This is a genomic window from Calyptranema fuscum S582 (assembly GCF_055793305.1).
The window spans coordinates 1-18,463 of the sequence record NZ_JBSLYH010000084.1 but is presented as its reverse complement, the minus strand read 5'-3'; the positions used below and the strand labels follow the sequence as shown (position 1 = coordinate 18,463).

Below are 18,463 nucleotides of genomic sequence, written 5' to 3'. Positions count from 1 at the left end.
CCCTCGTATATTACAGATTGCAGATGAGCGGTCGTGTATTGCCGAATTAGATGCACTGCCAAGACATGTGCCAAGGATTCGACATAGAGGTTGCTAGCCGTATGTCCCTGTTGCAGTTCAGACAGCAGCATTAAGCCGATCGCCTCAATTTGAGGATCACGAATTCGTGCTTCAGGTAGCAATTCCAGGCGATCGCTATCCATGTCCAAAGCCTCCCTCGCAACTCGTTGAATAAATCGAGAGGTCAGACGAATTTTGAGGTAGTGATCTTCACCCTCCCAACGGGCGAAAAAGGGCATTCGAGCAGGGGTAATGGAAAGATCACCTTTGGCATATAGACCAGTGTAAGTTTTTCCTTCACGGATTTGTAAGAGATGAATCGGACGAGGATCCAGTGCTAAACAAAGGGTATGTTCATCATTGTGCTGGCAACTTCCTTCCCCAGGAGGCTCACAAAATTGCTCCACGAGGAGGTTTTCCCAACCTTGAATTTTACTAGACAGAATGAGCGAGTCATCTGTTTCAGCATTAGGGTTAGAGGGAATATTCATCATGCACAACTAACTCGCCTAGTTTCGATTGTATTCACTTTTGCCTCGTTCACTCCGAATTATGAGAAGTGACCGCAAGATTTTGATAATGTCGCAAGAATCAGACAGTCAAGCGTCAATCATCTCTCTACTTTAGAAGGAGTAGTTAGAATAGGCATCGTATTGGAAAACAATGTTTAGTAAAATTTCTTGCATCAGTCATTTCGGTTAGGAAAATATAATTCAACATGTTATGAAGGGCGATCCCCTTAATTTACTCATCGAGAGTATTTAAAGCAATGTTTAATTCTTCTTTGCAGCGAGTATTTCTGACTGCTTTTTGTTTAGCCAGTCTAACCTCGTGCAATGTTTCTACGGATGGAGATATCACATGATTACTGTCCATCACTTAAATAACTCTCGCTCCCAGCGCATCTTGTGGCTACTGGAAGAACTGGGTTTAGCGTATGACATTAAGTACTACGAACGTGACCCAAAAACGCTGCTAGCACCTGTATCGTTGCAACAGGTACATCCTCTCGGTAAGTCACCTATTATCACCGATGGAACACTGACACTGGCAGAGTCAGGAGCCATCATTGAATACCTGATAGAGCAATATGGTGAAGGACGATTAGCCCCTCCACCTGGTACACCAGAACGGTTACGCTACACCTACTGGCTGCATTACGCCGAAGGTTCAGCCATGCCACCTCTATTACTCAAGTTGGTTTTCGATCGGATTGAACAGCAACCGATGCCGTTCTTTGCCAAACCGATCGCCCACATGATCACAAGTCGTACCAAAGAGACATTCATTAATCCCCAAATCACACAGCATTTGAATTATCTCGAATCAGAATTGGAGAAAACGCTCTGGTTTGCTGGACATGAATTTACAGCGGCTGATATTCAGATGAGCTTTCCCATTGAAGCAGCAGTCGCACGGGGTGGGTTAAATGCCAACCGTCCACGGTTGATGGAATTTTGCGATCGCATCCACTCCCGCCCAGCTTACAAACGAGCCTTAGATCGAGGTGGTGCTCACCAGCTTGCCAGCTAATTCGACCATTTGTTCTAGAAGGATGACCCTATGACAGACCAACACCCTTTGCTTCTTCGAGCCGAGCAAATTACGGCAAATTTGCACAGCTTTTCGCATCCCTGGAATCCAAACTCGGAACTAAGGGGAAATCAGCTAGGTAAGATGGTTGGGCTACAGCGCACAGGGGTTAACTTTATACAAGTTCCTCCCGGCAAAGAATCATTTATTTATCATTCTCATTATCGAGAAGAAGAATGGATTTATATCCTATCGGGGCATGGCGTAGCAGAAATTGATGGAGCAGAAGTTGCAGTCGGTGCTGGAGATTTTATGGGATTTCCTACGCCTTCGGTAGCTCATCATCTGAGGAATACAGGTGATGAGGATCTGGTGTATCTAACCGGAGGAGAAAACTTAGATATTGAAATTGCTGAGTTTCCACGTTTAGGCAAACAAATGATTCGGCGTGAAGGCGCGATCGAAATCTATGACTTGTCCGATGCCAAACCCTTTGAGCCATTAGATCCATGATGATGAACACTCACTGGAGTTTCAATGGAGATACAGATTAAATCTTACAAACCTGATCAACTTGATGCCATTATTAGCCTTTCGCTTCGAGCTTGGACTCCGGTCTTTGAATCAATTCAGAACGCGATGGATCTTGATGTTTACCAGGAACTCTATCCCGAAGATTGGCGCGTGAGTCAGCAAAGGGCAGTGGAATCGGTCTGCACGGCTGAAGATACCCATGTATGGGTGGCGATGGATGCTGATTCAATTACAGGCTTTGTGGTTGCAACACTCAATGCAGAGAATCGCATGGGTGAAATTTACATGGTTGCTGTCGATCCAGATGTTCAAGGTCGTGGCATAGGCAGTGCTCTAATAAAATTTGCACTGGATTGGATGAAATCGGCAGGAATGTCGATCGCAATGGTTGAAACAGGGGGTGATCCGGGTCATGCTCCAGCCCGACGCACCTATGAAAAACTAGGGTTCGGACTATTACCGATCGCCCGATACTTCAAAAAGCTTTAGGACGCAGGACTGATCAGGATTGATCTTGAATTGCTTTATCAGCCACAACCGTAGACAACACAATTGAAACTTCGACCGCTCCCAGTTGAAGAAATCGCTCCATCATCGCTTCCAAGTGTTGCATCGACGGGAGAACGGCTTTCAAGATGTAGTATTCGTTTCCCACCACCCGGTGCGCCTCAATCACCTCAGGAAGAGCGATCGCCAACTCTCGCAATCGTTGACAGTGTTCAATTTGCACGCGCAGCTTAAAAAATGCCGTGATGGGTAAACCAATCTTCCCTCGATTGACGTTGATCGTATAGCCTTCAATGATGTTTTCGTCCTCTAGTTTTCGGACTCGTTCTGCGATCGCGGTTCCCGTCAACCCAATGCGCTGACCCAGTTCCTTAAACGAAATCCGTGCCTCTGTTTGAAGAATCGATAGAATTTGCCAGTCTACTTCATCTAGATGCGTCACAGTTCCCATACTCACGTTCAAACGACTCTATATGTTGCTATTTTATCTATTCAAGCACCGATTGGTAAACACTTCACTTTATCAGGTTAAACCGCTTAAATTTGCTGAGCAATGAAGTAAAAACTTCAAAATGCCTGATCTTTTGCCTGTATCTTTAATTGAATTTTGCTTAGGCTAGAAGCATTAATCCTGCTACAAAGGTTCAGGAGATCAGGCAATGGAATTAGGATTAAGGGATAAGGTTGTGCTGGTGACAGGTGCCAGCAAAGATTTAGGAGCCGCGATCGCTCTGGCGTTTGGTGAAGAAAAGAGTCAGCTTGTTTTGGTTGCACGTACCCAGAGCGAACTGGATCAAGTTGCAATGGATGCAAGAGAAAAGGGTGCGGCAGAGGTGTTGGCGATCGCGGCTGATCTCACCCAAACTGATGAAATTGAGCGAGTTGTTTCTACGGCAATTCAACAGTTTGGCACAATCCATGTGTTAGTCAATAATGCTGGTATTTTAGGCAGTTTTTCATCCTTTGAAGATCTCACTGATGAGGAATGGTTGCAGGTGTTCAACCTAAATCTCTTCTCGGTCGTGAAGTTGACTCGTGCCATTCTGCCCTACATGACCCGACAGAAATGGGGACGAGTCATCAATCTGTCATCTGAAAGTGGCTTGCAGCCTGATGCGGCGATGCCTCATTACAGTGCTACAAAGGCAGCACTTCTAAACCTGACAAAAAGCTTGTCTAAAGCCTATGGGCAACACGGCGTTTTGGTGAATAGTGTCTCTCCCGCTTTTATCAAAACACCAATGGTCGAAGCAATGCTGGCTCAAATTGCTCACGATAAAGAATTCAGCGTTGAAGAAGCAGAAACCTATTTCTTGAAAGAGAACCGCCCCCATATCGAACTAAGACGGGGTGGCACTTCTCCTGAAGTTGCGGCAGCCGTTGTATTTCTGGCTTCTGAAGCTGCTTCATTTATTGTAGGGACGAATTTACGAGTTGATGGAGGGTCTGTTGCAAGTATTTAGAGTTTGTTCTTAGTCATTGGTCATTAGTCATTGGTCACTAGTTCTATCTATTCACTAATGACAAATGATGAATGACGAATCCACCATTTCTTCTACCGATCAATTGATAAACAATTGGAGAACGATGATGACAACACGACAATCTCGCATATGGTTTATTACAGGTTGTTCAACAGGATTTGGGCGTGCTTTAACTGAAGCAGTTTTAGAGCAGGATGAAATTGTGGTTGCAACGGCTCGGCAACCTGACAAGCTAAATGATTTAGTTCTGCAATACGGTGAGCGCATTCTAGCGTTACCTCTTGATGTCACCCAGTCTTCCAACATTCAAACGGCTGTAAGTCAAGCGATCGCTACTTTTGGACAAATCGATGTGCTGGTGAATAACGCTGGATACGGTGTATTTGGAGCAGTAGAAGAAGTGAGTGATGCCGATGTACGACAACAGTTTGAAACAAATGTATATGGCGCATTGAATGTCACTCGCGCTGTTTTACCTCATCTACGTCGCCAACACTCAGGGCATATTCTTAACATCTCCTCCAGTGGAGGCTTTATTGGTTTTGCTGGAGCAGGTATTTACTGTGCTTCAAAATTCGCGTTAGAGGGCTGGTCAGAGGCATTGGCGAAGGAAGTTGCATCGTTAGGGATTCACGTCACGATTGTTGAACCAGGTGCCTTTCGGACTGCTTTTAATGGCACTCTAGTTTCCCCAAGTCAATCAATCGACGATTATGCTGCAACCAGTGGTCAAATGTTGCAATGGCTCCAACAAATGAACGGACAACAGCCCGGTGATCCTCAGAAGGCAGCAATTGCTATGATTCAGGCTGTAAACCATCCCAATCCCCCACTCCGGTTAGCATTAGGAGCAGATACCCTGGATGCAGTTTATGCGAAGTTAGAGGCTATAGCAATGGATTTAGCGGACTGGAAGGATATTTCAATCAACACTGCGTTTGATGGTGTAGCAGTCAGTGCGATCGGGGGTTAAATCTACCCTCAGCATCCTAGAAATTAAGCGCAAGATTTTGACAGTAACACAAGAATTAGACAGCGCAAGCATAAATAACTGATTAATCTAAAAGTTCTGCCAACACACAAATTTACAAACACTTGTCTTTAAGGAAATAGTTCATAAAGATCTGCGACTTCTTTAAGTAAAGCTGAGAAGACAAAAGCATTTGTCAAGTCTCCCGCTTTAATCGAGAAAAGAAAATGAAGAAAGAATTTAAAGCGATCGCTCTTACGCTGAGATCAACTTTATCTCTCATTTGGAACGTTCTATTTACCTCTGTATCAGATGAGCCACGTATTTGGCAGGAACGCGATCGATTCGGTAATGTTTGGTGGTACGTTTATGATCCCATTAGTCGTCGCTCCATTCAATTTCCCTCAGAGCAGGAAGTGCGACGATGGTTAGAGAAACGATTTTCTAATCGCTAAATTCTCTCTGAGACGAGTAAGATCTTTAGCAAAGAACCCTTCATTGCAGACCTGGCTCAACTTGAAGGGATTTGAATTACAGGTACTCCTCACAAATAGAGGTCAGTATGGCTCACTTGATCTACACGGCGAACTCGTCACTCGACGGTTACATCGAGGATGTGAATGGCAAATTTGACTGGACAGCGCCAGACGAGGAATATTTCAGGTTTATCAGCAACCTCGTACGGGAAGCTGGTACTTATCTCTACGGACGTCGAATGTATGAGACCATGATGGTTTGGGAGACCGACCCCAACTTAGCTGCTGAGTCTCCACTTAGGCGCGACTTTGCAGAGATCTGGCAAGCAGCCAATAAAATCGTGTACTCCAAGACATTGGAGAGGGTATCCACTCGCAAAACACAGCTTGAGCGAAGCTTCGATCCAGAAGCAATTCGACAATTTAAAGAGGTTGTTGAACAGGATATCCTCATCGGTGGTGCTGAGCTTGCTGCCCACGCCTTTCGATCAGGATTGATTGATGAGTGTCATCTGTTCCTCCTGCCGATCATTGTAGGAGGCGGAAAACCATGTCTCCCAGACACCATTCGATTGGATCTCGATCTTGTGGAGGAACGCCGCTTTGGCAGTGGCGTGGTTTTCCTCCGTTATCAAACAAGGCAAGAAAAAGCCACCTAACACAGCGTCTAATTGACCGTGAGTACGCACTGCGTTTTTGAGCATTCTCGTGGCTTTCAGCTTTTCCCGTTTCGAGGGCGAATCTACCCTCCTACCCACTGCAGCTTCGCTACCCTTCCTCCTGTTGAACGCGACCCAGACGATTTGGGGATTTGCTACAGGAATGTTTGTTCTTTGTGTGCCCCTCTTTAATATGAAAAGTAAGCAAATTAGCCATAACGGAGTTCAGCTTTTTTCAGAATCCTTTGGCTCTCCGGATGATGCTCCAATTTTGTTGATTATGGGAGCGATGTCTTCTAGTATTTGGTGGTCAGAAGCGTTCTGCTGTCAGTTAGCGGCTGTGGGACGATATGTAATTCGTTACGATCACCGAGACACGGGAAAATCTACCAGCTACGAGCCTGGACAAATCAACTATTCGGTTGAAGATCTGGCGGATGATGCGTTTTGTGTTCTCGATGGCTACGGGATTCAGAGTGCTCATGTGGTTGGAATGTCGCTGGGAGGATACCTCGCTCAACTCATGGCGCTCAAACAGCCTCAACGGGTCAAGAGTCTGACCTTGATTGCTTCAGAACGGTTGGCTGAAGCAGACTCTACTATGCCTGAGATTGATCCATCCGTTCTCAATTACCATGCAAAAGCGGGTGAACTGGATTGGACAAACCGCGAAGCAGTGATTGAATATCAGGTTGGGGCATGGCGACTGCTGTCCGGTTCAGCCCATGCCTTCGATGAGGCAATGATTCGTGAACTAGCAGGGGCAGACTTCGATCATACTCCTGATCCCACCACTGCCTTTAACCACGCTCTGCTTGGGGGAGGAGAGCAATGGCTGGGTCGGCTTGACGAAATTGCGGCTCCAACCCTGATCATTCATGGCACAGAAGACCTTGTTCTGTCCTATGCCCATGCTCTGGCATTACAAGCAGAGATTCCCCACGCTGAATTACTCACACTGCATGGAACAGGGCATGAGCTTCATCCTGATGATTGGTCTGTCATCATTGAAGCAATCCAGCAGCACACAGCATCATGAAAAACGATGAGTATGAACGATCGCCACATTGAGTTGATCCATCAGTTATTTTCAGCAGCAGATCAGATTAATTTGCCTCTGTGGTTGCAAGGGGGTTGGGCAATTGATGCCAAATTAAATCGCATCACCCGTGAGCATGAGGATATTGATATTGCCTATCCGGGCGATCGCACCCCAGATTTTCTTGCACTGCTACACTCTCTTGGTGGTGTCATTACAGAACAAACCTCCTACGGTTTTCTAGCAGAAATGCAAGGCATTCTTCTGGACTGTGAACCCTGTATTCGCGTTGGGGAAAGCTATGAGCTAGAAGGCTTACCTCCGGGAACCTGCCCACCCGCCCCTACAGGAAGTCTTGGCGGTAAATTACTTCGTTGTACCAGTTGGGAAGCGATTCTCTGGGATTATTTTTACTACATCGAAGAAGTTCCCCAAAGCGAGTGGCGACCTAAAGATTTTTCCAGTTTTGCGATCGCCAGAGAATCCTTTGGTAAAACTGCAACCCAAAACTTACATGAGCAGTTCAAAAACTTTTTTGCTTCACCCCTTGACCCTGACGGAGCGTGAGGTTCTTAGCATAGATTCATCCACAGATTAAGGTTGTCTGCACCGAGTCAGGAGGGGAAAATGCAATCGATTGCACTCAAGGTCGGTGATCTTTCAAAACAAACCGGGGTTTCGGTACGGACGTTGCATTACTACGACGAAATCGGCTTACTTTCGCCTTCTCATCGCACTGAGGCAGGGTATCGACTGTATAGCGAAGAAGATATCATTCGCTTGCAGCAAATCTTGTCACTGCGGCAAATTGGCTTTTCCCTAGACGAAATTCGTGAGTGCCTGGAGCAACGCAGTTTTTCCTTTGATCGCGTGATTCATCTCCACACCGCCCGCTTGCGTGAGCAAATTGAACTCTCTCAAAAATTGCTCAATCGCCTGGAAGCGATCGCCCAAGCAGTGAGTTCGATGCAAACCGTGTCTGTGGAAGCGTTAATTCAAACCATTGAGGCGATGAATATGTTGGAAAACTATTACACTCCGGAACAGTTGGAAACTTTGAAACAACGTCAGGAATTGTTAGGTGAAGAGCAGATCAAGCAAGTTCAAGCCGATTGGCAAGTGTTGATTGAGCAAACACGGGCAGAAATGGCGAAAGGGACTGATCCAACCAGTGAATCTGTTAAGGCTTTAGCGCGACGCTCAATTGAATTGATCCAAGCGTTTACAGGGGGTGATCCTGGGATTGAACAATCCTTAAACCGGATGTATCAGCAGGAGCAGCCTGAAGTGGTCAGTCGAGGTACGATCGATGCAGCAGTGATAGAATACCTGGGTAGAGCCAGGGCGGCTCTGGAGCAAGCTGAGTGATGAGAAGTGGGCGATCTGAGCTGCGATCGCCCACTCTAGAAGCATCAGGTCAGGTGCTAACCTCATCGGTATGCGGTCGCATCAGCGGGTTTACCCATTTCCGTCACCTCCTGGATGTAGCGCCATGCATCCGGTTGAGAACCATCCAGATCGGTAAAACCATAGACCTTTGCCAGTTGACCACTGGAAAGCGACTGACCATTCCAACGAGCCACATCTGGATCGCTAGCAAGATGGGCAACGGCACGCCCAACAAAATGTGGAGTTTCAGAGATAATAAAGTGCGGTTCCTTGTCTGTGGCCTCCTGCCAGTTGGCTTCACTTACACCAAAACTATCGAGCATCATTTCTGAACGCAACCACCCTGGAGTCAGGCAAACTGCCGTACAGTGATGCGGTTGAAGCTCCTGCGCCAGTGCCCACGCCATGCGAATGATGGCATTCTTTGCGAGGTCATAGATCAAGGCTTGCCGATAATGCTGATTGTTGTAATCTGCTGTTCCATCGGTGAGTTCAACGACTAATCCTCCCGGTTTCTGAATCAGCAGTGGCAGGGCAAAGTGACTGGTGATGAGGTGAGTCTCGATCGCCACTCGCAAAAGGCGTAATCCCCGTTCCAGATCAATTTCCCAAATGGTTTTATCGAACTCGGCGAAATGTTCTGCTCCAATATCGTTGATTAAAATGTCTAGCTGTCCCTGTTCTTGCTCAACACGAGTGATGAGCGATCGCACCTGTTCTGGGTCTAAATGATCTACTTGAACCGCAATGCCCTTTCCACCTGCTTGAGTCACTAACTCTGCGGTTTCTTCAATGGTTTCTGGGCGATCGTAATCTGATCGTTGGGTACGGGTGCTTCGTCCTGTCACATACACGATCGCTCCGGCTGCACCCAGTTCGGTTGCAATGCCTCGCCCTGCTCCACGAGTGCCTCCCGCCACGATCGCCACTTTATCTTTTAGTGGTTGCATAATGACCTCTCAAAATTGTTCTAAAAAGTAAATTCAATTCACTGTTATTGGGGGGAGTTCATTTGCTTATTGAGATGCAGAGCCAGCATCGAGTTGGTTCATCAGCCCCATCACGTCATTTTTTACCCAGCTATCGGTGATCCGACCTTCAACAATTCGCACGATCGTCATTCCCGTCATTGCCACGACTTTGCCTGTCGCAGGTATCCCAAAGATTTCTCCTTGATGCGTTCCGCGCGTGGTGGCTCTTGAGCAAACTTTATCGCCTTCAGCAATTTGGTCGTCGATCGTAATCTCCAGATCAGGAAACGCGGCACGAAACATGGAAACGACTTGCTTAATTCCCTCAGTTCCCGGCAACGTTCCAGGTGGCGCTTCGTGGTACACATAGGACGGAGCCAAAAGCTCATCCAGCAGATCCACTCTCCCTTCGTTGAACACCTGTTGGATATAACGCCGATAAATGGCTTTGTTGTGATCGAGCGTGTCATTGGTCGTCATTGGCTTTCCTCCAATGGTTATGCTCACAGCATAAAGGTGACTTCATGACACCCTTTGTCATATTTCAACGGTACGGTAGAAGAAGTTCCGAGTGGTTGGAGAACTATTATGCGTGCCGATCGCCTCCTCTCTATCCTGATGCTGTTGCAGGTTCGTGCCCGGTTAACCACACGCGAACTGGCAGAGCGACTGGAAGTGTCTGAGCGTACCATTCACCGGGATATGGAGGCTCTCAGCAATGCGGGGGTTCCGGTGGTGGCAGAACGGGGTAAGGGTGGCGGTTGGGGTCTGTTAGAGCAGTATCAAACGACCCTGACCGGACTCAACTTGGCAGAGATTCAGGCGTTATTTGTGCCAAAGTCACCTCATCTACTCGCAGATTTAGGGTGGGGTCAGGCGTTTGAAGCCGCATTACTCAAGCTTCTGGCAGCTTTACCCGCCGCCAATCGTCAGCAGGCAGAAATGGTGAGCCAGCGCATTCACGTTGATCCCACTGGATGGCAGCACTGGGATGAAGAGATGGCAGCATTCCCGATTTTACAAGCTGCCATTTGGCAGGAACGGCAAGTTTTGTTGAGCTATGAACGCGGCAATGGTCAGCGAATTGAACGATTGATCAATCCGTTGGGATTAGTTGCCAAAGGCAGCGTTTGGTATCTGGTCGCGGCAGTTGAGGAAGAGGTGCGCTCTTACCGCATTTCACGAGTGCAGAATGCCGTGCTGCTGGAGTCTCATTGTATTCGTCCAGTTGGGTTCGATTTAGCTGACTATTGGCAGCGATCGATGGTGGAATTCAAAGCAAATCTGCCTTACTATGGCGTAACGGTGCGGGTTGCTCCAGAGGCAATGTCCTGGTTACGATATGCGGGGTATTTTGCTCGCATCGAACAGATTCATCCACCGGATGCTGATGGCTGGATTCCGATTACACTGCGGTTTGATGTCGAGAAAGCCGCTTGTGCCTACGTGTTAGGATTTGGCGCACAAATGGAAGTGATTGAACCTTTAGAGTTACGCGATCGCGTTGTGCGAACGGCAAAGGAGGCGGTCGAACTTTATGCCAAACTATGACCTAATGGTTCACTTGATAGTGCAACAACATAAAACCATTCTTATAAATTTTGTTGTCGGTTAATTCCAGAGAAGTGAGTGGAATTGTTCCTGAGAAGAGTGGAATCCCTGAGCCAAGGAGAAAGGGATGTACTTTCAAAATCATCTCATCGATCGCTGGGAAAAGAACCGTTGCTAAATCTCCACCCCCGCACAACCAAATATTTTTACTTGATTGTTGCTTGAGTTCTTGAACAAATGTGACTGGATCAGATGAAACCAGTTCAACGGCAGGATCAAGGCTTTGCTTGAGAGTACGCGAGAAAAGATGCTGCTTCATGTGCGGGTAGGGATTTGTAATCCCCTCTTTCACACCAACTTCGTAAGTTCTGCGTCCCATCAAAACGGTATCAAAGTACTGATTTTCAGCCGTAATGCCTAACGTACCCCGCCAATGATCTGGAATGGTTTCAGGAAAATTAGATAGCAAATCCGAAACGTGTTCTCCTTCCATTAGAAAGAAGTCAAATGAGCCATCGTTGCGAGCGATAAAGCGATCGACTGTACAGGCAACCAAATAAATGAGTTTAGACATCTACAGTATCCCCTTCTACAAATGCCTGGTTACTGCTGGAGGAGATTGCCAATTGTTGTTACGCCCATCACTATAGTGAACAGGAATTGTTGCAAACTCTTCATCACTCACATTATCCAGACAAGCAATATTGACTGAATAAAACGCTCCACCAATTTCATCTAGGTACCCACGTCCAAAGGGTCTTGTACCGCAGTGTTTGCAGAATAAGTGATGGACACTCTGGGAGCCAAATTGATAATCACTCAGATCGGCTTCACCCGATGATTGGCGAAATGCATCAGGTTTGACGATGACCATCCATAATCTGTTTTTGGCGCAAATTGAACAGTTACATCGACCTGTACCTGCACTTAAGTCAATATCGGCTTCAAAGCGAACTTTACCGCAGTGACAACTCCCTTGATAGGTCTGATTCATGAGTTCATCTCGTCACAGTTGTCCTAGCGTAGCAATCGCCTTCTTGATCCACCTCACCCAACCAGGTGAAAGTAAAATTATTCTTGCAGCAGCTTTATTCACGCTGGCAAGCATGACTTCCACAACACTTTAGAGTGTGGGCAATTTACTGATTCAACATCGTTCTCAGTTGCTCGTGTAATTGTTTCACAATCTTTGCTGCATTTTGTAATTGAGCTGTATCTTGTTGCTCTGCAAGCGTTTCAGCAAGTGTGGCAATGCGATCGCTCATTTCCTGAAACACGGCTTCTCCCTTTGGGGTGAGGCGTAAAAGCTTCGATCGCTTGTGGGCGGGGTTATTGAGAAACTCAATCACTCCATCATTGAGCATCTCATTGGCGAGTTTTTGAACACTCTGGCGCGGCACATAACGATATCGAGCCAGTTGCGGCACGGTTTGAGGTCCCTTGACCTTGAGCAGTCGCAACACACTCCAATAGCCTTCTCCTGAAGATGAAACCACTCCAATTCGCATTCCTTCCGCCCGCAGCAGGAAAAAGGTCGCTACTATTTCCACGATCAAGTCTTCGATTGCCTGTCCTGCTTGGGTTCTATCAATTATCTGGTTGACCATTGATGTCTATTTTTACAAAAGTTGATACTTTACAAATGACAATTAATAGTCAATATGGCAATTAGTTGTCATATTGATAGTATGGCAGCCATTGGACGTTATTTCCAGATTGCAAGCCAGCCTCTTTCAAGAGGAGATAAGGACACATAAGGAGGGATTTACTCATGTTTGATGTCCTACAAATTTTGACCGCTATTTTGATCGCGATCGCAATGGCAATGGCGCTCGCTCATGCACTGGAGTTGCCAGGAAAAATGCGTCTCCCCAAAGAAACTTATTTTGCCATACAGCCCATTTATTACCCAGGATTCACCATTGGAGGAGGCATTGGAGAGTTTGGTGGGGTCATCGTCACCCTGATCTTGTTATTCCTGACCCGTTGGGGAAGTACAGAATTTTGGCTGACACTGGTGGCGTTGTTGGGGCTCATTGGAATGCAATTGGTATATTGGTTCGTCACGCATCCAGTCAATCAATTTTGGCTAGAAGGTGAAAATCTGAACCGTTTTAGTGCTAGCTTTTTCTCGTTCGGTACCCATCACTCACAGCATCCTGAAACGTCTTCAGTTCAATGGACAGACTTACGCAACCAATGGGAATATTCTCATGTTATTCGTACAGGGTTTGCCCTAATGAGTCTGATTATGATCATGCTCGCGATTTCAGTGAGTGCGTAGGGTAGATGAATTACTTAGTAGAAGATAACGTGGTGAAATGACAGATCAAGGATTACTTTTTCAGGTTCTTATTTTTTGATAACTCAACCATGTTACGACGGTTTTCTTCCAGTTCAAACTTGATTAGGATTGGTATCGTTTTAATTGCGATCGCCTTCATCATTCTGTTTTTCCTGCCGTCAGCGGTTAATCTTCGTCTCAATCTACTAATCTCTTTACTGGTTAATCAACGCGGTAGTGTCATAACGGATAGTCCAGAGATCATTGCCCTCAGAAGAATCATTGCTGACAGCTATCTCCTTCAAAACGCTTATCTCTTCTTAACGGGTATTGTTTTGCTGGCTGCCGGACTATTCAAACAAACTAATCGCTAGGAAAAAATCATCCCTCCACAGATACTTGTGAATTTATTTACAAGCTCTATGCCAAACCATGAAGAGTTCTACGATAATCCAGAGATAAGAGCAAAATACATTGCCCGTCGCACTCAACCTGACAATCCCAACGACACGCTTGAACGCCCGATTTTTCTAGAACTTGTAGGCAATCTCAACCAGCTTGACATCATTGATCTCGGATGTGGAGATGCATCGTTTGGCAAAGAATCACTCTTACAAGGGGCACACTCTTACATTGGCATCGAAGCCTCTAGAGCAATGGTTGACCTTGCTTTAGCGCAACTAACCAATACATCAGGGAAAGTGCATCATGAGCGACTAGAAACCTGGAAGGCACAGAGCGAACAGGCGGATCTGGTATCTTCGCGACTGGCTCTCCAGTATGTTGAAAACCTTGAACCTGTCTTTTGTGAAGCGTATCAAGCACTTCGTCCCGGTGGTCGAATGATTTTCTCGGTGGAGCATCCTGTGATTACCTCTAACTTTGCGAGTTTAGCAGAGGGTCGTCGCACCACCTGGCTGGTAGACGATTACTTCAAACCGGGCGCACGGGTGCATCAATGGCTTGGGCATGAGGTGACAAAGTATCACCGCACGCTAGAAGAGTACTTTGATCTGATCACAATGGCTGGTTTTGAACTGGAACGCATTCGAGAATCACGCCCTCAAGCTCAAAATTTCTTAAGCCAGGAAGAATATGAGCGGCGTATGAGAATTCCTCTTTTCCTGTTTATTTCAGCACGTAAATCCATTCACGATCCTCCAGCCCGCGATAGAACTTAAGGAGTACATGACGAACCATCTAACTTATGGAACCCTACATCAGCTTGATTACGCTCGGAGTGTCTGACCTTGTTCGCTCCACCATCTTTTACAAGCAGGGGTTAGGTTTACCTGCGAAAGAAGAGTTTGAGGGTGTGACGTTCCTCAACTTTAGAGGAACCTGGTTGGCTCTCTATCCCCGTGAGGCACTTGCAGCCGATGCTCACATTTCAGCAGCAGGGAATGGTTTTTCAGGGTTTACTCTGGCACACAATGTGAAGTCGAAGGAAGCGGTCGATTCCGTTCTTGAACAAGCAAAAGCGGCAGGAGCTACTATTCTCAAACCTGCACAAGATACTGATTGGGGTGGATACTCTGGCTACTTTGCCGATCCAGATGGCTACCTGTGGGAAGTCGCCTGGAATCCCCATTTTGATTTAACCGGTAGTTAAACTGCTTTACCCTTGGATGGGGACATTACTTTTAAGTTACCTGTTTGTAATTACAGTTGAGATATGTTTTTAGCGCCTACAGCGCCAAGAAGCTCCATGCCACTTCGCGTTTTTATCAGAAAGCCAGCCGAAGAAGATTGTCAAACATTGCTGTCCCTGCATCAAAGAAGTAAGGAGTTCCATTTCCCCTGGGCTTTTCCTCCACTCAATGAGCAGGAATGCAAAAACTACATCAATCGTTGCCAAAATGAGGACTTTGAAGGTTTACTGATTTGTCATGCAAATAGCAATGAAATTGTTGGAGTTGTAAATTTGAGTCAGATCTTCTACCGAGCGTTTCAAAATGCTTATCTCGGTTATTACGTTGATGTAAATTTCGCAGGTCAGGGGTTGATGTCAGAGGGTGTGCGTTTGGCGATTGATTACGCTTTTTGTACACTCAGTTTGCATCGAGTTGAAGCCAATATTCAGCCCCAAAACAAGGCATCTATTCATTTAGTAGAGCGACTCGGTTTCACGAAGGAGGGCTTCTCTCGACGCTACCTAAAAATCAACGGAGAATGGCGCGACCATGAACGCTGGGCTTTAACCGTTGAAGATTGGGTATAGGTATTTCAGAACCCTAACTTTGTATCAGACGGACGCAAGGCATTAGTTGGTTTCCGAGATGAATCGTTATCTATTCTTACAGCAGGAGTCATCGAGTTATGAGTGAAGTTACCCCACAAAATATCAATTCAAGCTTTGTTGTGCTTGATGATGCGAACAATGCAATTCCGATCGCGGTGGGCGATCGTTTTTACGAAAAGTTAGAACAGCAATTTGGAGACTTTAAGGGAAAACGGTTGATTTCCCACTACACCTTCGAGCAAGACTGGGATAGCTGGGAAAGACACCCTGCCGGAGAGGAATTTGTGTGCCTTTTATCTGGACAGATTGATTTCGTGCTAGAGCAAGACGGAGGCGAGGAAGTCGTGTCTCTTAACACCCCTGGGCAGTACATTCTGGTTCCACGCGGAGTGTGGCATACGGCTAAGGTTCATACTTCCAGTTCAGTACTATTTATTACTCCTGGTGAAGGAAATCAAAGTCGCCCACTCTCTTGATTTCAGCAATCATACTATTCAGTCACATCAGCTAATTTTCTAATACGGGAAAATGACTAACAATTCTTTAGAACTTAGAAAACAAAAATATTTTGAAATTAGTTCACTAATTTCTCGATTAGATCATAAGACACTAAATTCACTGCTTGACCAGAGTGAGCCAAATGAATCGGGTACAGGTTGGGGGATGAATCACATACTTGTCTTTAGACAATCCAAAGTGTTTGTGAAACGTGTTCCGGTCACAGATATTGAATATGACAACCTGTTTTCCACCAAGAATCTGTATGACCTTCCCGCTGGTTGTAGCTATGGCATTAACTCTACTGGGTTAGGAGTCTTCCGTGAGCTTATCACCCATCTCAAAACAACTCACTGGATATTGGAAGGAGCGATTGCAAACTTTCCGTTGATGTATCATTATCGGATTCTTCCTTCTCCTAAAAAGCGCACAGGGTTAGAGATTGACATAGAACGTTGGGGCAATCACGCCAATATTAAAAAATATGCATCAGACAGGATAAATGCCAGGTATGAGTTGGTTCTATTTCTAGAGTACATTCCTTACGTTTTGGAAACATGGTTGCAAGAGAACCCCAACCAACTTCAGAAGGCTCTCAATGATATATGGAGGGCGATCGCCTTCCTAAGAACGAAAGGAATCATCCACTTTGATGCACATTTTCGTAATATTCTGACCGATGGTGAGCAGGTTTATTTGACTGATTTTGGGTTAGCCCTAGACAAGAGTTTTGCATTGACAGAAGATGAAACCGTTTTCTTTGAACAAAATGGTCTGTATGACTATGGGGAAATCATACGAAATTTGGGACATTTAATTCGACCTTCCTATAATGTATGTTCCGAGAACGATAAGTACAGAATTATGAAAAAATATGGCATCAAAGACGGGTTACGACCCTACGAAGTGGCAGCCTTATTGCTCGATAACATTCAGCAGATTCAAGCGGATGGAGACCTGGTGTTAGATGAGTTTTATATTTCCAGCATCGTAAAATACCGCCCCATTATTGCACTGATGCAAGGCTTTTTTGCTGCGATGTGGGAAAACGACCAGAAGGACGTGCCATTCCCTCACGCTAAACTACGACTGTTGCTCAACGAGACAGGATTTCTTCCCATTTCAGATCTCTAATCGAGCGGCTAATCGAGCGCAAATTAGATGCAATATTTGACAACAGGGATGTCGAATCAGCCGACCATTGACCAATTATTCGTTAGCCTCGCCGCAGTAAAATGGCACGCTCGCAACATCTACAGCAATTTGGAAGTGAGCAATCGGACTCAAGCAGTTGCGAGAGCACAAGCTCTAAAAATCCTGAATGATGATTAAATGAGAATTGCTATAATTAGCCGAATGTACTATTCATTTGCAGCAAGTTTCTGCTTAAAGTTTAGCGGTAGATATTTCAAGGTATCAAGCGAAAATTTTTTCTGAAAATCTTGCTTTTGTTCAGCAGACCAAGATTCTGAAGTCAACTTTGCCATGTCTAAGAAATCAAGATGGTTTAACAGGGAGAATTTATTTTGAAAGTTTTGTGCTACACCTGCATATACATGAAGAACAATAGAAGCTATTCCAAGACCGCCGACAGCACTGCCTTTAAGAATATCTTCTCCCTGATGTACATAACGATGACGGTCAGAAAATAGCTGTTGAATCTTTTTAGGCGTATCCCCATCAAAAGGTACAAGAGTTAACAACCGTTTCTCCAATTTCCTAAAATCAGATTGTTCAACTAACAGTATTTCAAGAACTCCTACAGCCCCTGTAAGTTGATGTCCAGGATCTTGGACATGATAGCTACGATATAAATGGCGTGCAGCGTCTACAACTAACTTTTCAATAGAGTTACGACGTGGATTTGTCATAATTTTAACGAACGGAATTTCCTTATGAATTGACCAATAATTTCCTGAACGTGACTTCAGTAAATGCCCTGTTTCCAGAGCAGAACGGATTTCATCCTTAGAATAATTTTCAGTATCTAGAGGATAGGTAGCTATTTGAACAGTATGCTGAGTTGTCAGGAAAGCTCCATCACCAGAAAAAACAGGTTGGCTTAGGATACGTACAGGAGTTTGTGTTTTAGCAAGCTCAGATCCAGCAAATGTTGTTATTTGTGATGTATTTGCTGCATAAGCAATTGCAAGCATAGAGATTATCTCTAAAGCTCTATACCAAGGTACTTCGGCTAAGGTTCCTGGATCTAGAAGAACTTCGCGCTGAACTGCTACAAAGCAATCCGGAGATTGCTCAATAATTT

General features: G+C 45.6%; 26 protein-coding genes and 1 pseudogene. 19 read left to right on the top strand and 8 right to left on the bottom strand.

The window, feature by feature from the left end:
* Positions 1–554, bottom strand: a pseudogene (locus ACR6Z4_RS30675) (AraC family transcriptional regulator); the annotation flags it as partial.
* 367 nt (positions 555–921) lie between these two features.
* Between ACR6Z4_RS30675 and ACR6Z4_RS30670 the strand changes: the two are divergent.
* The 3 genes from ACR6Z4_RS30670 to ACR6Z4_RS30660 are packed head-to-tail and all read left to right on the top strand — an operon-like array spanning position 922 to position 2,616.
* On the top strand, positions 922–1,593 hold the full coding sequence (locus tag ACR6Z4_RS30670; protein ID WP_479721155.1) for a glutathione S-transferase: 672 nt from the start codon (positions 922–924) through the stop codon (positions 1,591–1,593).
* A 30-nt stretch (positions 1,594–1,623) separates the two neighbouring features.
* A complete protein-coding gene (locus ACR6Z4_RS30665) occupies positions 1,624–2,106 on the top strand; it encodes a cupin domain-containing protein (RefSeq protein ID WP_479721154.1) in 483 nt (160 codons plus the stop codon).
* Between the two features lie 24 nt (positions 2,107–2,130).
* The gene (locus ACR6Z4_RS30660; protein WP_479721153.1) at positions 2,131–2,616 is read left to right on the top strand and encodes a GNAT family N-acetyltransferase; all 486 of its coding nucleotides are present in this window, start codon (positions 2,131–2,133) and stop codon (positions 2,614–2,616) included.
* A 13-nt stretch (positions 2,617–2,629) separates the two neighbouring features.
* On the opposite strand, the gene ACR6Z4_RS30655 is transcribed toward ACR6Z4_RS30660, so the two are convergent.
* Positions 2,630–3,085 (bottom strand): Lrp/AsnC family transcriptional regulator, encoded by a 456-nt coding sequence (locus ACR6Z4_RS30655; RefSeq protein ID WP_479721152.1) that lies wholly within the window; start codon positions 3,083–3,085, stop codon positions 2,630–2,632.
* A 208-nt stretch (positions 3,086–3,293) separates the two neighbouring features.
* On the opposite strand from ACR6Z4_RS30655, the gene ACR6Z4_RS30650 reads away from it, so the two are divergent.
* The 7 genes from ACR6Z4_RS30650 (at position 3,294) to ACR6Z4_RS30620 (ending at position 8,630) form a co-directional block, all read left to right on the top strand.
* Entirely contained in the window at positions 3,294–4,097 is an 804-nt protein-coding gene (locus ACR6Z4_RS30650; RefSeq protein ID WP_479721151.1) for an SDR family NAD(P)-dependent oxidoreductase, read from the top strand.
* 127 nt (positions 4,098–4,224) lie between these two features.
* On the top strand, positions 4,225–5,091 hold the full coding sequence (locus ACR6Z4_RS30645) for an oxidoreductase (RefSeq protein WP_479721150.1): 867 nt from the start codon (positions 4,225–4,227) through the stop codon (positions 5,089–5,091).
* A gap of 224 nt (positions 5,092–5,315) precedes the next feature.
* A complete protein-coding gene (locus tag ACR6Z4_RS30640; protein WP_479721149.1) occupies positions 5,316–5,543 on the top strand; it encodes a hypothetical protein in 228 nt (75 codons plus the stop codon).
* Positions 5,544–5,650: 107 nt separating this feature from the next.
* Positions 5,651–6,223 carry a dihydrofolate reductase family protein gene (locus ACR6Z4_RS30635; protein WP_479721148.1) on the top strand — a complete coding sequence of 191 codons (573 nt, stop codon included), beginning with the start codon at positions 5,651–5,653 and terminating at the stop codon, positions 6,221–6,223.
* 193 nt (positions 6,224–6,416) lie between these two features.
* On the top strand, positions 6,417–7,262 hold the full coding sequence (gene mle / locus ACR6Z4_RS30630; protein WP_479721147.1) for an alpha/beta fold macrolide esterase: 846 nt from the start codon (positions 6,417–6,419) through the stop codon (positions 7,260–7,262).
* A 6-nt stretch (positions 7,263–7,268) separates the two neighbouring features.
* Positions 7,269–7,829, top strand: a complete 561-nt coding sequence (locus ACR6Z4_RS30625; RefSeq protein WP_479721146.1) for a nucleotidyltransferase domain-containing protein — start codon at positions 7,269–7,271, stop codon at positions 7,827–7,829.
* Between the two features lie 60 nt (positions 7,830–7,889).
* Positions 7,890–8,630 (top strand): MerR family transcriptional regulator, encoded by a 741-nt coding sequence (locus tag ACR6Z4_RS30620; RefSeq protein ID WP_479721145.1) that lies wholly within the window; start codon positions 7,890–7,892, stop codon positions 8,628–8,630.
* Positions 8,631–8,692: 62 nt separating this feature from the next.
* Here the strand turns inward: ACR6Z4_RS30620 and ACR6Z4_RS30615 are convergent, their stop codons facing one another.
* Both ACR6Z4_RS30615 and ACR6Z4_RS30610 read right to left on the bottom strand, forming a co-directional pair.
* On the bottom strand, positions 8,693–9,601 hold the full coding sequence (locus ACR6Z4_RS30615) for an SDR family oxidoreductase (RefSeq protein WP_479721144.1): 909 nt from the start codon (positions 9,599–9,601) through the stop codon (positions 8,693–8,695).
* Between the two features lie 66 nt (positions 9,602–9,667).
* On the bottom strand, positions 9,668–10,102 hold the full coding sequence (locus ACR6Z4_RS30610) for an ester cyclase (protein WP_479721143.1): 435 nt from the start codon (positions 10,100–10,102) through the stop codon (positions 9,668–9,670).
* A gap of 108 nt (positions 10,103–10,210) precedes the next feature.
* On the opposite strand from ACR6Z4_RS30610, the gene ACR6Z4_RS30605 reads away from it, so the two are divergent.
* Entirely contained in the window at positions 10,211–11,173 is a 963-nt protein-coding gene (locus ACR6Z4_RS30605; RefSeq protein WP_479721142.1) for a helix-turn-helix transcriptional regulator, read from the top strand.
* A 1-nt stretch (position 11,174) separates the two neighbouring features.
* Here the strand turns inward: ACR6Z4_RS30605 and ACR6Z4_RS30600 are convergent, their stop codons facing one another.
* From ACR6Z4_RS30600 to ACR6Z4_RS30590, 3 genes are all read right to left on the bottom strand, one after another.
* The gene (locus tag ACR6Z4_RS30600) at positions 11,175–11,747 is read right to left on the bottom strand and encodes a dihydrofolate reductase family protein (protein WP_479721141.1); all 573 of its coding nucleotides are present in this window, start codon (positions 11,745–11,747) and stop codon (positions 11,175–11,177) included.
* Between the two features lie 15 nt (positions 11,748–11,762).
* On the bottom strand, positions 11,763–12,167 hold the full coding sequence (locus ACR6Z4_RS30595; RefSeq protein ID WP_479721140.1) for a GFA family protein: 405 nt from the start codon (positions 12,165–12,167) through the stop codon (positions 11,763–11,765).
* Positions 12,168–12,312: 145 nt separating this feature from the next.
* A complete protein-coding gene (locus ACR6Z4_RS30590) occupies positions 12,313–12,780 on the bottom strand; it encodes a MarR family winged helix-turn-helix transcriptional regulator (RefSeq protein WP_479721139.1) in 468 nt (155 codons plus the stop codon).
* Between the two features lie 164 nt (positions 12,781–12,944).
* Between ACR6Z4_RS30590 and ACR6Z4_RS30585 the strand changes: the two genes are divergently transcribed.
* The 8 genes from ACR6Z4_RS30585 to ACR6Z4_RS30550 all read left to right on the top strand — a co-directional run bounded on the left by ACR6Z4_RS30585 (position 12,945) and on the right by ACR6Z4_RS30550 (position 17,529).
* Positions 12,945–13,457: an anthrone oxygenase family protein gene (locus ACR6Z4_RS30585; RefSeq protein WP_479721138.1), complete on the top strand. Its 513-nt coding sequence runs from the start codon at positions 12,945–12,947 to the stop codon at positions 13,455–13,457.
* A gap of 89 nt (positions 13,458–13,546) precedes the next feature.
* Positions 13,547–13,831, top strand: a complete 285-nt coding sequence (locus ACR6Z4_RS30580; protein ID WP_479721137.1) for a hypothetical protein — start codon at positions 13,547–13,549, stop codon at positions 13,829–13,831.
* A gap of 48 nt (positions 13,832–13,879) precedes the next feature.
* Positions 13,880–14,638 carry a class I SAM-dependent DNA methyltransferase gene (locus ACR6Z4_RS30575; protein ID WP_479721136.1) on the top strand — a complete coding sequence of 253 codons (759 nt, stop codon included), beginning with the start codon at positions 13,880–13,882 and terminating at the stop codon, positions 14,636–14,638.
* 26 nt (positions 14,639–14,664) lie between these two features.
* Positions 14,665–15,069 (top strand): VOC family protein, encoded by a 405-nt coding sequence (locus ACR6Z4_RS30570; protein ID WP_479721135.1) that lies wholly within the window; start codon positions 14,665–14,667, stop codon positions 15,067–15,069.
* A gap of 63 nt (positions 15,070–15,132) precedes the next feature.
* Entirely contained in the window at positions 15,133–15,678 is a 546-nt protein-coding gene (locus ACR6Z4_RS30565; protein WP_479721134.1) for a GNAT family N-acetyltransferase, read from the top strand.
* A gap of 98 nt (positions 15,679–15,776) precedes the next feature.
* A complete protein-coding gene (locus ACR6Z4_RS30560; protein WP_479721133.1) occupies positions 15,777–16,175 on the top strand; it encodes a cupin domain-containing protein in 399 nt (132 codons plus the stop codon).
* A gap of 52 nt (positions 16,176–16,227) precedes the next feature.
* Positions 16,228–17,331, top strand: a complete 1,104-nt coding sequence (locus ACR6Z4_RS30555; protein ID WP_479721132.1) for a protein kinase domain-containing protein — start codon at positions 16,228–16,230, stop codon at positions 17,329–17,331.
* 27 nt (positions 17,332–17,358) lie between these two features.
* Positions 17,359–17,529, top strand: a complete 171-nt coding sequence (locus ACR6Z4_RS30550) for a helix-turn-helix transcriptional regulator (protein ID WP_479721131.1) — start codon at positions 17,359–17,361, stop codon at positions 17,527–17,529.
* A 29-nt stretch (positions 17,530–17,558) separates the two neighbouring features.
* Here the strand turns inward: ACR6Z4_RS30550 and ACR6Z4_RS30545 are convergent.
* Positions 17,559–18,463: hypothetical protein (locus ACR6Z4_RS30545; protein ID WP_479721130.1), on the bottom strand; the 905-nt coding region annotated here is incomplete at its 5' end.